This window comes from Halomonas daqiaonensis, from assembly GCF_900109725.1.
Classification (GTDB): Bacteria; Pseudomonadota; Gammaproteobacteria; order Pseudomonadales; family Halomonadaceae; genus Halomonas; species Halomonas daqiaonensis.
In genome coordinates, this window is sequence record NZ_FOBC01000003.1 from 146,863 (window position 1) to 159,170 (window position 12,308).

At 66.1% G+C, this 12,308-nt stretch carries 15 protein-coding genes; 14 read left to right on the forward strand and 1 reads right to left on the reverse strand.

What is annotated here, in order from left to right; genetic code table 11:
• Window positions 1–14: 14 nt before the first annotated feature.
• A complete protein-coding gene (gene sppA / locus BMY30_RS03380; RefSeq protein WP_089710606.1) occupies window positions 15–1,100 on the forward strand; it encodes a signal peptide peptidase SppA in 1,086 nt (361 codons plus the stop codon).
• Window positions 1,101–1,285: 185 nt separating this feature from the next.
• On the opposite strand, the gene BMY30_RS03385 is transcribed toward sppA, so the two are convergent.
• Window positions 1,286–1,921: a Maf family protein gene (locus tag BMY30_RS03385; protein WP_089710608.1), complete on the reverse strand. Its 636-nt coding sequence runs from the start codon at window positions 1,919–1,921 to the stop codon at window positions 1,286–1,288.
• 129 nt (window positions 1,922–2,050) lie between these two features.
• Between BMY30_RS03385 and BMY30_RS03390 the strand changes: the two genes are divergently transcribed.
• The 13 genes from BMY30_RS03390 (at window position 2,051) to BMY30_RS03450 (ending at window position 12,281) form a co-directional block, all read left to right on the forward strand.
• A complete protein-coding gene (locus tag BMY30_RS03390) occupies window positions 2,051–2,578 on the forward strand; it encodes a YceD family protein (RefSeq protein WP_089710610.1) in 528 nt (175 codons plus the stop codon).
• Between the two features lie 32 nt (window positions 2,579–2,610).
• Entirely contained in the window at window positions 2,611–2,781 is a 171-nt protein-coding gene (gene rpmF / locus BMY30_RS03395) for a 50S ribosomal protein L32 (RefSeq protein ID WP_089710612.1), read from the forward strand.
• A 38-nt stretch (window positions 2,782–2,819) separates the two neighbouring features.
• Window positions 2,820–3,941 carry a phosphate acyltransferase PlsX gene (gene plsX, locus BMY30_RS03400; RefSeq protein WP_089710614.1) on the forward strand — a complete coding sequence of 374 codons (1,122 nt, stop codon included), beginning with the start codon at window positions 2,820–2,822 and terminating at the stop codon, window positions 3,939–3,941.
• 5 nt (window positions 3,942–3,946) lie between these two features.
• Window positions 3,947–4,918, forward strand: coding sequence for an ACP S-malonyltransferase (gene fabD / locus BMY30_RS03405; RefSeq protein ID WP_089710617.1), 972 nt, complete (start codon window positions 3,947–3,949; stop codon window positions 4,916–4,918).
• Window positions 4,919–4,948: 30 nt separating this feature from the next.
• On the forward strand, window positions 4,949–5,692 hold the full coding sequence (gene fabG, locus BMY30_RS03410) for a 3-oxoacyl-ACP reductase FabG (protein WP_089710618.1): 744 nt from the start codon (window positions 4,949–4,951) through the stop codon (window positions 5,690–5,692).
• Between the two features lie 132 nt (window positions 5,693–5,824).
• Window positions 5,825–6,058, forward strand: coding sequence for an acyl carrier protein (gene acpP, locus BMY30_RS03415; RefSeq protein WP_089710620.1), 234 nt, complete (start codon window positions 5,825–5,827; stop codon window positions 6,056–6,058).
• A 200-nt stretch (window positions 6,059–6,258) separates the two neighbouring features.
• Window positions 6,259–7,497, forward strand: coding sequence for a beta-ketoacyl-ACP synthase II (gene fabF, locus BMY30_RS03420; RefSeq protein ID WP_089710622.1), 1,239 nt, complete (start codon window positions 6,259–6,261; stop codon window positions 7,495–7,497).
• Window positions 7,498–7,514: 17 nt separating this feature from the next.
• Window positions 7,515–8,336 (forward strand): aminodeoxychorismate lyase, encoded by an 822-nt coding sequence (pabC, locus tag BMY30_RS03425; protein WP_089710624.1) that lies wholly within the window; start codon window positions 7,515–7,517, stop codon window positions 8,334–8,336.
• A 16-nt stretch (window positions 8,337–8,352) separates the two neighbouring features.
• Entirely contained in the window at window positions 8,353–9,357 is a 1,005-nt protein-coding gene (gene mltG / locus BMY30_RS03430; protein WP_089710626.1) for an endolytic transglycosylase MltG, read from the forward strand.
• Between the two features lie 11 nt (window positions 9,358–9,368).
• A complete protein-coding gene (tmk, locus tag BMY30_RS03435; protein WP_089710628.1) occupies window positions 9,369–10,046 on the forward strand; it encodes a dTMP kinase in 678 nt (225 codons plus the stop codon).
• Window positions 10,043–11,038: a DNA polymerase III subunit delta' gene (locus BMY30_RS03440; protein WP_089710630.1), complete on the forward strand. Its 996-nt coding sequence runs from the start codon at window positions 10,043–10,045 to the stop codon at window positions 11,036–11,038. Before tmk ends, BMY30_RS03440 begins: the two co-directional genes overlap by 4 nt.
• Before the next feature lie 13 nt (window positions 11,039–11,051).
• Window positions 11,052–11,387, forward strand: a complete 336-nt coding sequence (locus BMY30_RS03445) for a PilZ domain-containing protein (protein ID WP_089710632.1) — start codon at window positions 11,052–11,054, stop codon at window positions 11,385–11,387.
• Between the two features lie 48 nt (window positions 11,388–11,435).
• Entirely contained in the window at window positions 11,436–12,281 is an 846-nt protein-coding gene (locus BMY30_RS03450; protein WP_089710634.1) for a TatD family hydrolase, read from the forward strand.
• Window positions 12,282–12,308 lie beyond the last annotated feature (27 nt).

The following is a 12,308-nucleotide window of genomic DNA, read 5'->3' on the forward strand; positions in this document are numbered from 1 at the left end:
GGAACAGGAAGACCATGAGTGACGACAGCAAGCGTGACGATCGCTGGACGAGCGGACCGGAGCTGACCCCGGAACAGGCGCGCCGGGAACGCGAGACGCAGCAGACCGACCAGGCGCCACCGCCCGGGGAGGATGCCGAGACCCTGCGTGAGCGCCAGCGGTTGGCCCATCTGGAGATGATGGACCGCTGGATAGATGGGGTACTGGTGGAGCAGCGGCGCTCCCGGCGCTGGAAGCTGTTCTTCCGTTTCTTCTTTGCACTGCTGATACTGGCCTCGCTCTCGGTCACGCTCTACGGGATCCTGGGTGCCCCGGGCGCCGCCGCGCCCGACAGGCCCCATCTTGGCGTCGTCGAGGTCAAGGGGGTGATCGACAGCGATTCACCGGCCAGTGCCGAACGGATCATCGAGGGCCTGGAGCGGGCCTGGAAGGCGGAAGAGGCCGAAGCGGTGGTGCTGCATATCAACAGCCCCGGCGGCAGCCCCGTGCAGTCACAGCGGATCTTCGAGGCGGTGATGCGGTTGCGTGAAAAAGGTGACAAGCCTGTCCTGGCGGTGATCGAGGATATCGGCGCCAGTGGCGCCTACTACGTGGCCGCGGCAGCCGACGAGATCATCGCCGCACCGGCTAGCCTGGTGGGTTCGATCGGGGTCATCCACGCCGGTTTCGGCTTGGAGGAGGCCATCGGGCGTCTGGGCATAGAGCGACGCGTCTTCACGGCCGGCGAGAACAAGGCGTTCCTCGACCCCTTCTCGGACATCGACCCGGCACAACGCGAATTCTGGCAGTCGGTGCTCGAGAGTACCCATGAGCAGTTCATTTCGGCGGTTCGCGAGGGACGCGGAGAGCGGCTCGCCGATGACGAACGGCTGTTCAGCGGGTTGATCTGGAGCGGCGAGCAGGCCCTCGAGTTGGGGTTGGTGGACGAACTCGACAGCCTCGATGGCGTGGCCCGCGCCCGGCTCGGTGAGGCGAGAACGCGTGATTATACGCCGCGCCTCGACCCCTTCGAGCGGATTTCCCGCCAGTTCGGTCGAGTGGCCATGGAGTGGCTTGGCGTGCCGCGGGGCGAGTCGCCGGTACGTTATCAGACCTACTAGCGTCGTCGCCTGATCTCGCGGCTTTTCCGGCGACAGGTCTGCGAGGGGGCGCTGTGACCCCCTCCCTGGGCGTTGCCGATGCCCTGCTTCGCTCTCGCGTCCCGCTCCGCTTGCAGGTCCGGTGCTGGCCATCCTTGGCCAGCCCGTTCGGAGCAATGCTCCTCACCCCTGGCATAGGACCCCCTCTACGACCTGTCCCCGGGGCCGCTTGGCCCGGCGCCATCCGCATACTGATTGCCGGGCCCAAGAGGATCCAGCCCGGCCTCGCGCAGCATCTCGCATAGCCGGATCAGCGGCAGGCCGATCAGGGTATTGGGGTCGTCCCCTTCGAGCTTCTCGAACAGGGTGATGCCCAGCCCCTCCATGCGGAAGCTGCCGGCGCTGTCCAGGGGCTTTTCCTTCTCCACATAGCGCGAGATCTCGCCCTCGCTCAGGTGGCGAAACGCCACGTCATAGGTCTCGTGACAGACCCGGTGGCGGCCTTGTTCGGTGTCGAGTAGCGCCAGGCCGGTGATGAAGCGCACCCGGTGGCCGGAAAAACGGGCCAGGTTGGCGCGGGCGGTGGCCGTGTCACCGGGCTTGCCGAGGATCGCGCCATCGAACAGCGCCACCTGGTCGGAACCGACGATCAAGTGTGCGGGAAAGCGTTCGGCCAGTCGCTTGGCCTTGGCCAGCGCCAGGCGGTGGACCAGGGCCTCGGGTGCCTCGCCCGGCCATGGTGTTTCGTCGATATCGGGGCTCTCCCAGGCAAAGGGGATCTCCAGCCGGTCGAGCAGCTGGCGGCGCCAGCGGGAGCCCGAAGCAAGGATCAGGCGGGGCATGGACATTCTCCGGATCGTGTTGGGGAAAACGGTAAGTCAGTAGTGCGCTCATGGCGCCTCGCCACCATGGTAACCCGAGACGATAGCGGCTTTGACAGGGGCTGGGCGAGTGCCTATCATTGCGCGCCTATGTTGACCTCAAGACTCCCCGAAAGGGTCGAGCCCTACAAGCTCGTGGCCCATGCCGAACACCTGGAAGGCCTGGTAGCGCTCGCCGAGATGACGAGGCTTGCCGAAGAAATCGGCGCCCAGTCAGGCGACGCCCAGGTATGGATGGATTTCGCCATCGACTCCCAGGGGCGTCGGGAGATCCATGGCCACCTGGAAGCCGAGCTGCAGCTGCCGTGCCGGCGCTGTCTCGAGCCCATGGCGACGCAGGTCGAGAGCGATTTCCGGCTGGGCATGGTCACCAGTGACGCCCTGGCCGGGGAACTGCCGAGCACCCACGAGCCGGTGCTGGTGGAAAACGAACAGCTGAACCTACTGGCGGTGGTCGAGGATGAGCTCATCCTCAGCCTGCCCCAGGTGGTTTACCATGACGAGGCCGAGTGTGCGGTCTCGCGCGACCAGCTGAACAGCGGGGAGGCGACCGACGAGTCGGCCAGCGCCCCGGCGAGCCCTTTCGATGTGCTGCGGCAGATCAAGGGCAAACCCTGATACATCCTCGTTTCACTCTGGAGTGACACCCCATGGCAGTTCAAAAGAACCGCAAGACCCGTTCCAAGCGCGGCATGCGTCGTAGCCACGACGCCCTCACCACTCCGGCCCTTTCCCAGGACAAGGAAACCGGTACCACCCACCTGCGCCACCATGTGTCTCCGGACGGCTTCTACCGCGGCCGCAAGATCGTCGAGGTCTGAGTCGGCGGCGCTCCGGGTAGCAGTAGCTGGTCGCTGACGTGCGGATTGCCATCGATGCGATGGGCGGGGACCTCGGTCCCCGTCCGGCCGTGATGGGATCCGCCGAGGCCGCCTCTGCCGATCCTGACCTGGAGCTGTGTCTGTTCGGCCCAGCCGGGTTGCTGGAGGACGAGGTAGCCCGCCTGCCGCGGCAGCTTGCCGCGGCGGCGTCGCGTCTACGGGTCGATGACGCGCCTGCAATCGTCCAGCAGTCACAGCGACCCAGAGAAGTGCTGCGTCACGGAAGTGATACCAGCATGGCCCGCATGCTAGATTGCGTCGCCGGTGGCGAAGCTATGGCCGGGGTCAGTGCCGGAAACACCGGTGCCCTGATGGCCCTGGCCCGGCGAGCCTTGGGCACGGTAGCGGGGATTCCTCGGCCGGCCATCAGCACCGCCATTCCTACCCGCGATCTGGGTCGTTGCTACCTGCTCGACCTGGGCGCCAACGTGGAGGCCAGTGCCGAGCGGCTGGTCGATTTCGCGCTGATGGGAGAAGTGATGGCGCGCCATGTGGATGGCCTCGTCGCGCCGCGGGTAGCGCTGCTCAATGTCGGTGTCGAGGGCACCAAGGGCACGCATAGCGTGCGTGATGCCGATGCCTGGTTGCGGTGCCATCCCGACATCGCCTACCTGGGATACGTAGAGGGCGACGGTATCTTCAGCGGTGCCGCCGACGTGGTGGTCTGCGATGGCTTTGTCGGTAATGCCGTGCTCAAGGCCAGCGAGGGACTGGCGCGGCTGCTCGTCGAGCGAGTACAGGCGACCTTTGAGGCCCACTGGAGCAGCCGGGTCGTGGGGCTGCTCGCCCGTCCGGCGCTGCGCCGGCTCAAGGGTGAGCTCGATCCCGTGCGCTATAATGGCGCCAGCTTGCTGGGATTGGCCGGGATCGTGATCAAGAGCCACGGCAGCGCTGATGCCACTGGCTTTCGTTATGCAGTGCAAAGGGCGGTGAATGAGGTGAGGCACGACCTGCCGAGCCGGCTGGCCGCTGAACTGGACCATCGCCGGTCCCCTGTCGACTCGGCCGTCAGCGGTCGAACCGAGAGCGGATCCAGGCCCGACGGGCCGACCATGCCGGATGCGACCGGCGTCGACGACAGTCAACAAGCGCAAAGGTGATCGACATGACGCAATCCCTTGCCCTCATCTTTCCCGGGCAGGGCTCCCAGCAGATCGGCATGCTGCGTGAGCTGGCAGAGCGCTACAGCGTGGTGCGCACGACCTTCGAGGAAGCGGCCGATGCTCTGGGCTACGACCTCTGGCAGGTCGTGCAGGAGGGGCCGGCTGAGGCACTCAACGCCACTGCCTGCACCCAGCCGGCGCTGCTCACCGCCAGCGTGGCGGTCTGGCGCGTCTGGCAGGAGCTCGAAGGGCCACGCCCCGGCGCCATGGCCGGCCACAGCCTGGGTGAGTACAGTGCTCTGGTTTGTGCCGGGGCGCTGCCCTTCGCCCAGGGCGTGCGGCTGGTGAAGCTGCGCGGCGAGGCGATGCAGGAAGCCGTCCCCGCCGGGGAGGGCGCCATGGCAGCGATTCTCGGTCTCGATGACGAGGTGGTGGAGCAGGCTTGTGCACGGGCCGCCGACGGCGACGTCGTCTCTGCCGTCAACTACAATGCCCCGGGACAGGTGGTGATTGCGGGCAGCAAGGCTGCGGTTGAGCGGGCAATAGCCGCCTGCCAGGAAGCCGGGGCCAAGCGCGCAATGCCGTTGCCGGTTTCGGTGCCGTCCCATTGCGATCTGATGCGTCCGGCTGCCGAGCGCCTGTCGACGGCCATGGATGAGGTGGAGCTGCGCTCGCCGCGCTACACGGTTTTCCAGAACGTCGATGCCCAGGCTCATGCCGACGTGGCGACCCTGCGTACTCGGCTGATCGAGCAGCTCTACCAGCCGGTGCGCTGGACTTCCTGCATCGAGGCGATGACGGGGCAGGGTGCCGAGGTGTTCATCGAGTGCGGTCCGGGCAAAGTGCTCACCGGGCTCAACAAGCGAATTGCTCGAGGTAGCAAGGGGCTGGCGGTCAACGATCCGGATAGCCTCTCCGCAGCTCTCGAACTGGCCAGGGAGGCCGTCGGTCAGTCACCGTCGGCTAATGGCTGATCCATCTCCTGGACGAAGACGGAAGAGACCATGACAACCGAGCGTAGAGTTGCCCTGATCACCGGGGCCAGTCGCGGCATCGGCCGCGCCATCGCCCACGAGCTGGGCCGTCAGGGGCGTACCGTGATCGGTACGGCCACCACCGATGCCGGTGCCGAGCGCATCGGTGCCGACCTCGCGGAAGCGGGGATCGAGGGGGCCGGGCGCCAGTTGGACGTCACCGATCAGGCCAGCGTCGATGCCCTGGTCAAGGCGGTCACCGATGAGTTCGGTGCGCCGACGATCCTGGTCAACAATGCCGGCATCACCCGCGACAATCTCCTGATGCGCATGAAGGAAGACGAGTGGGACTCGGTGATCGACACCAACCTCAAGTCGGTCTATCGCGTCAGCAAGGCCTGCGTTCGCGGCATGACGCGGGCGCGTTTCGGCCGCATCGTCTCGATCAGTTCGGTGGTGGCCACCATGGGCAACATGGGGCAGACCAACTATGCTGCTGCCAAGGCGGGCATGGAGGGCTTTACCCGGGCGCTGGCGCGAGAGGTTGCCTCGCGCGCGATCACCGTCAATGCGGTGGCGCCCGGCTTCATTGCCACCGACATGACCCAGTCCCTGCCGGAGGAGCAGCACAAGGCGCTGCTCGGCCAGATTCCGCTGGCCCGGCTGGGTGATCCTGAAGAGATTGCCGCGGCGGTGGGTTTTCTGACCGGCGATACGGCGGGCTACATTACCGGCGAGACCCTGCATGTCAACGGCGGCATGAACATGCGTTGAAGTCCCCGGAGGGTGGCGGTTGCGCCGACCCGGGGGCGTCTATAAACTACTCCGCAGCTTCCGGCTAGCGGATCTGGATCTTTAACGGCTGGTTCTCCGAACGGCCAATGTGAACGACTGGAGTACGTCATAATGAGCACCATCGAAGAGCGCGTGAAGAAGGTTGTGGCCGAGCGTCTGAACGTCAAGGAAGAAGACATCCAGAACTCATCTTCCTTCACTGAAGACCTCGGCGCCGATTCCCTGGACACCGTCGAGCTGGTGATGGCGCTCGAAGAGGAGTTCGACACCGAGATTCCCGATGAGGAAGCCGAGAAGATCACTACCGTTCAAGAAGCCATCGACTACGTCAACTCCCACCAGTAAGGTGGCGGTCGATACCGCTTGCTGAGGCGTCCGGGGCCCCGGCCCCGTGGAGAGCCGTCCTGCCATGGCAGGACGGCTCTCGTGCTATGCACGATGCGAACTTGCCGAGCCCGTACAGGTCGGGGAGACTCGCGTATAATGCGCGCAATGACGACTCCATTGCGGGGTCGTGTCACCCAAGGTTGTCTGGAGGAAAGCTGATGGCTCGTAGAAGGGTTGTGGTGACCGGACTCGGTCTGGTCACGCCGGTGGGGAATACCGTTGAAGAGAGCTGGGCCAGCATCCTGGCCGGCAAGAGCGGTATCGCGCCCATCGAACACTTCGATGTCAGCGCCTTCAATACGCGCTTCGGCGGGTCGGTGAAGGACTTCGACATCAGCCCGTACCTGAACCCCAAGGAGGCCCGCAAGATGGACCTCTTCATCCAGTACGGGATGGCCGCGGGTGCCCAGGCGATCCAGGATGCCGGAATCGAGTGTCACGAGGATAATGCTGATCGTATCGGCGTGGCCATCGGTTCGGGAATCGGTGGCCTGCCGATGATCGAGCATAACCACAATGCCCTGCTCAATGGCGGCGCACGGCGGATCTCGCCTTTCTTCGTGCCGGGGTCGATCATCAACATGATCTCCGGCAACCTGGCGATCCAGCACGGGTTCCGTGGGCCCAACATCGCCATTACCACGGCCTGCACCACCGGGACCCACAATATCGGCTATAGTGCCCGCACCATCGCCTATGGCGATGCCGATGTGATGGTCTGCGGGGGCGCGGAGATGGCCACCACCCCGCTGGGGCTGGGCGGGTTCTCGGCGGCCCGGGCACTCTCTACCCGCAACGATGACCCGGCCGCGGCGAGTCGGCCCTGGGACCGCGACCGCGACGGCTTCGTGCTGTCCGATGGCGCCGGCGTGATCGTGCTCGAGGAGTACGAGCAGGCCAAGGCCCGCGGGGCGACCATCTACGCCGAACTCACCGGCTTCGGCATGAGTGATGACGCCTATCACATGACCGCCCCGCCGGAGAATGGTCATGGCGCCGCCCGGGCCATGCGCAATGCCATCCGCGATGCCGGGATCGCTCCCTCGGCCGTCGATTACATCAATGCCCATGGCACCTCGACCGCACACGGCGACCTGGCCGAGAGTCGTGCCGTCGAGCAGGTGATGGGTGACGCCGCCAAGTCGGTGTCCGTCAGCTCCACCAAGTCGATGATCGGCCATCTGCTGGGTGCCGCCGGTGCCGTCGAGGCGGTATTCAGCGTGCTGGCGATCCGTGACCAGGTGGCGCCACCAACCATCAACCTGGACACTCCTCAGGAAGGCTGCAATCTCGATTATGTGCCTCATACCGCTCGCGAGATGAAGATCGACGTCAGTCTGTCGAACTCCTTCGGTTTCGGCGGCACCAACGGCACCCTGGTCTTCACCAGGGTGTGAGGCCAGAGGCGCGCCAGATGGGAGCAGGGGCCTCGACAGAGGGCTGGCCACTGAAGGATCGCGGCGTCGCCTATGGCGATGGTCTCTTCGAGACCGTACTGGTGCGTGACGGCTCGCCACTGCTGTGGAATGCCCACCTGGCGCGTCTGGCCCGTGGCTGTCAGGTACTGGGCTTACCCCTGCCGGCGGAACATCGGCTTGCCGCCCCCCTAGCCAACGCACCAGCGGGCCTGGCAGTGCTCAAGTTGATGCTGACCCGAGGTAGCGGCGGGCGCGGTTATGCCCCTCCCGAGACACCCGATCCCCGGCTGCGCTGGCAGCTCTCACCTTTGGTCCCCGATGAAGTCCGCTGGAAGGCGGGCGTGCGGGTGCGTCACTGTCGCCTGCGACTGGGCATCCAGCCGGCGCTCGCTGGCCTCAAGCATCTCAACCGCCTGGAGAACGTGCTGGCACGGGGCGAGTGGTCGGATGACGACACCGTTGAAGGACTGCTATGCGACAGTGAGGGCCGGCTGGTGGAGGCCACCTGCATGAACCTCTTCTGGCAGCGCGAAGGTCGGCTGGAGACGCCACGCCTGGTGCGCTGTGGTGTAGCCGGCACGCTGCGGGCGGCGCTGCTCGAGCGCTTGCCCATCACCGAGGTCGATGCCATCCCTGACGTGCTGGCCAATGCCGAAGCGGTGTGGCTCGGCAATTCGGTGCAGGGGCTCTGGCCGGTGTCGCGGCTGGATGGGGCCGAAGGAGAGATGCTGCACCGCTGGTCCATCGGGACAGACCATCGACGCCTGCAGGCAGTTGCCCATGAGCCGCTGGGCTATCCGACACGATTCGACGACTGAATGACGAGGACGACCCATGGGGCGTGCGCTTAAGATTCTGCTGGTCCTGATCCTCCTTGCCGCCCTGGCGGCATTCGCCGGGCATCGCTATTGGCAATCGCGGTTGGCGGCCCCCATCACCCTCGATGAAACGACTCTTTACGAAGTCCCCGCCGGTGCCGGCTACCATCGAGTAGTGAACGAACTGGCCGAGCAGGGGGTCATCGCTGATGCGTGGGCTTTCCGGCTTCTCACCCGCTTGGAGCCCGAGACCCTGCCACGCCTGCGTCCTGGAGAGTACCGTCTGGAACCCGGGATGAGTGGTCGCGAATTGCTGTCCCTGCTGGGCAGCAACGATGTGGTCAGTTATCCGCTGACCATTCCCGAGGGCTGGACCTTCCGCCAGATGCGCGAGCTGCTCGATGCCGCACCGAAGCTGGAGCACAACACCGACGGCCTTTCCGACGAGGAGGTGATGGCCCGGCTCGACCGCGAGGGTCGCCACCCCGAGGGCTGGTTCTTCCCCGATACCTACCGTTATCACAAGGGGCTCAGCGACCTGGAGATCCTGCGCCAGGCCCTGGAACGCATGGAGGCTACCCTCGACGAGGTCTGGGCTGCACGTGATGACGACCTGCCCCTGGAGAGCCCTTACGAGGCGCTGATCATGGCCTCGCTGATCGAGCGCGAGACCGGTGCTCCCGAGGAGCGTCCCGAGATCGCCGGCGTGTTCAAGCGCCGCCTGGAGCGCGGCATGCGACTGCAGACCGACCCCACCGTGATCTATGGCATGGGCGAGCGCTATGATGGCAACATCACCCACGCCGATCTGCGCGAGGCCACGCCCTACAATACCTACGTGATCGACGGCATGCCGCCCACGCCGATCGCCCTGCCCGGGCGGGCCGCGCTGGAAGCGGCGGTACATCCCGAGGAGGGCGAAACGCTCTATTTCGTTGCCAAGGGTGATGGCACCCACCACTTCTCGCGCACCCTGCGAGAGCATAACAATGCAGTGAACCGGTATATACGTAATCGCTGATTGGAGCAGGCATGTGCAACAACGACCCTGATCGGCCAACGCCTCGAGGACGCTTTATTACCCTTGAGGGCGGGGAGGGGGTGGGCAAGTCCACCAGCCTGGCCCTGGTGGTCGAGCATCTGCGGGCTCGCGGCCACGAGGTGGTAGCGACACGCGAGCCCGGCGGAACCCCGCGCGCCGAGGCAATGCGCCGTTTGCTGCTCGACCCCGACGGCGAGGAAACCCTCGATCCGGATGCCGAACTGCTGCTGGTGTTCGCCGCGCGGGCCCAGCACCTGGTCAGGGTGATTCGCCCCGCGCTGGCGCGTGGTGCCTGGGTGGTCTGCGACCGATTCACCGATGCCACCTATGCCTACCAGGGCGGCGGTCGCGGCCTCGAGGCGGCGCGCATCGCGCAGCTCGAGGCCTTCGTCCAGCAGGGCCTCGAGCCTGACCTGACGCTGCTTCTGGACATGCCCATGGCCGAGGCCCAGCAACGGCTCGACGGTCGCCTCCAGGGGCAGGGCGGTGAGCGTGACCGCTTCGAGCGAGAGCACGATGCCTTCTTCGAGGCCGTTCGCCAGGCCTACCTCGCTCGTGCCGAGGCCGATCCCGGTCGCATGGTGGTGATCGCTGCCGGTGTCGGCCTGGCGGAGGTCCAGTCCGAGTTGCTGGCACGTCTTGATGAGCGACTGGTGGCCTGGACATGAGTGAGGTCGAGGTCCCTCGGCCATTGCCCTGGCTGCAAGCGCGGTGGGAGGAGCTGGTGCGCCTAGCCGATGGCGGGCGACTGCCCCATGCGCTGCTGATCTCGGGGGCTCACGGTATCGGCAAGCACTCCCTGGCCGAGGCACTGGTGGCTCGGACCCTCTGCGCCTCGCCGGGAGAACACGCCTGTGGTCGCTGCCATGCCTGCTATATGCTGGCCTCGGGCTATCATCCGGATCTGCTGCGGGTGGCGCCGGAGGAGGGCAAGCGGCAAATCCGCATAGGGCCGGTGCGCGAGGTCAATGCCTTCGTCTCCCAGACCGCCCAGCAGGGCGGCTATCGCGTGATAGTGATCTCGCCGGCGGAGGCCATGAACGTGGCCGCCTCCAATGCGCTGCTCAAGAGCCTGGAGGAGCCCGGCGGCCGGACGCTGTTCGTGCTGCTTTCCGACATTCCTTCTCGGCTGCTGCCCACCATCCGTTCGCGCTGCCAGCACTGGAGCCTGGCAGTGCCGCCCGAGGCCGACTGCCGGGCCTGGCTGGCCGAGCGCCTGGGGGGTGAGGAGGAGGCCCGGTTCTGGTTCCGAGCTGCGGGGAGACTGCCATTGCGGGCGCTGGAACTCGCCGAGCCGGAATCCCGCGCGCTGCGCCAGCAGCTCCTCGATACCTTCGAGGCGCTGGTCAGGGGCGCCGAGCCGGTGGCCGAAGCGGCCCGCCTGGAGCGCCAGTCCATCGACGCTATCCTGTGGTACGGTATCGCCTGGCTCGAGGACCTGATTCGTCTGGGGCTTTCTGGCGATACCAGCGAACTGCGCAACCCCGACCTGCTGGTACTCTATCGGCAGGCGGTCAAGAATGCTCGGGTACGTGACTGGTTCCGCCTGCTGGACTATGCCCGTGAGCAGCGACGCCTGCTGGCCGAGGGGGGAAATCCCAATCCCCAGCTGACCCTCGAGGCCTGGCTGGTCCGCTGGTCCACGCTGCTGCGCTCTTGATGAAGGAGACACCATGGCCGCACAGAAAGCGCTCTCCCTGACGATCCAGGATGTCCCGACCCTGCTCTCGGCCTACATGCCGGTGCTGGAGCGCGGCGGCATCTTCGTGCCCACCCGCGAGCGCTACGAGCTGGGCCAGGAGGTCTTCCTGCTGCTCATGCTCCCGGGGGATTCCGAGCGGGTCCCGGTCACCGGCCAGGTAGTCTGGGTGTCGCCCGAGGGTGTGGCGGGTCGCCGGGTCCCGGGCATCGGCATCCACTTCAGTGCCGAGGACCAGGCCGTGCGAGATCGCATCGAGACGCTACTGGCCGGCCAGCTCGACAAGGGGGCCCCGACCTATACGCTCTAAGAGCGTCGAGCACCCAATACCCATCTGTTCACATCGGTTGTTTTCTGAATGTTTGTCGACTCCCATTGCCATCTCGACCGTCTCCATCCCGATACCCACGGTGGCGACCTCGCCGTTACCCTCGATGCGGCCCGCGCCCGGGGCATACGCCAGTTCCTGGCCATCGCCGTGACCCTCGAGGACATGCCGATGCTGGCCAAGATCGCTCGTACCCACGATGACGTAGTGATCTCCGCCGGACTTCATCCATTGCACAGCGTTGACGAGGAGCCGAGCGTCGCGGCGTTCAAGGAGGCAGCCGACGGCTTCGGCGCCGTGGCCATCGGTGAATGTGGCCTGGACTACCATTACCTCGACAAGGCACCCGACAGCGTGCCCTCCCGGGAGGTGCAGCGCGAGCGGTTCCGGCGTCAGCTGGTTGCCGCGAGCGAACTCGAGCTGCCGGTGATCGTCCATACCCGCGAGGCCCGCGACGATACCCTGGCGCTGATCCGCGAACATACCGACCCGGCAGTGGGCGGCGTACTGCACTGCTTCACCGAGGACCTGGACATGGCCCGCGAGGCGGTACGTCACGGCTTTTATATCTCGCTGTCCGGGATCGTCACCTTTCGCAACGCCGAATCGCTTCGTGACCTGGCACGACGGCTGCCGCTGGACCGGCTGCTGATCGAGACCGACAGCCCCTACCTGGCGCCGGTGCCGTATCGTGGCAAGCCCAACGAGCCGGCCTGGGTGGTCGAGGTCGCCGAGTGCATTGCCGACGAACGCGGTATCAGCGTCGAGGAGGTCGCGGCCCAGACCACGTCCAACTTCTACCGGCTGTTCCGAGCGGCAGCCCCCGAGGCGCCGGCGGACGTGCGTGAGGCGCTTCGCTCCGCCGGGCTGGTCTAGACTCGAAGGATGTATCTTCCGGAGGGC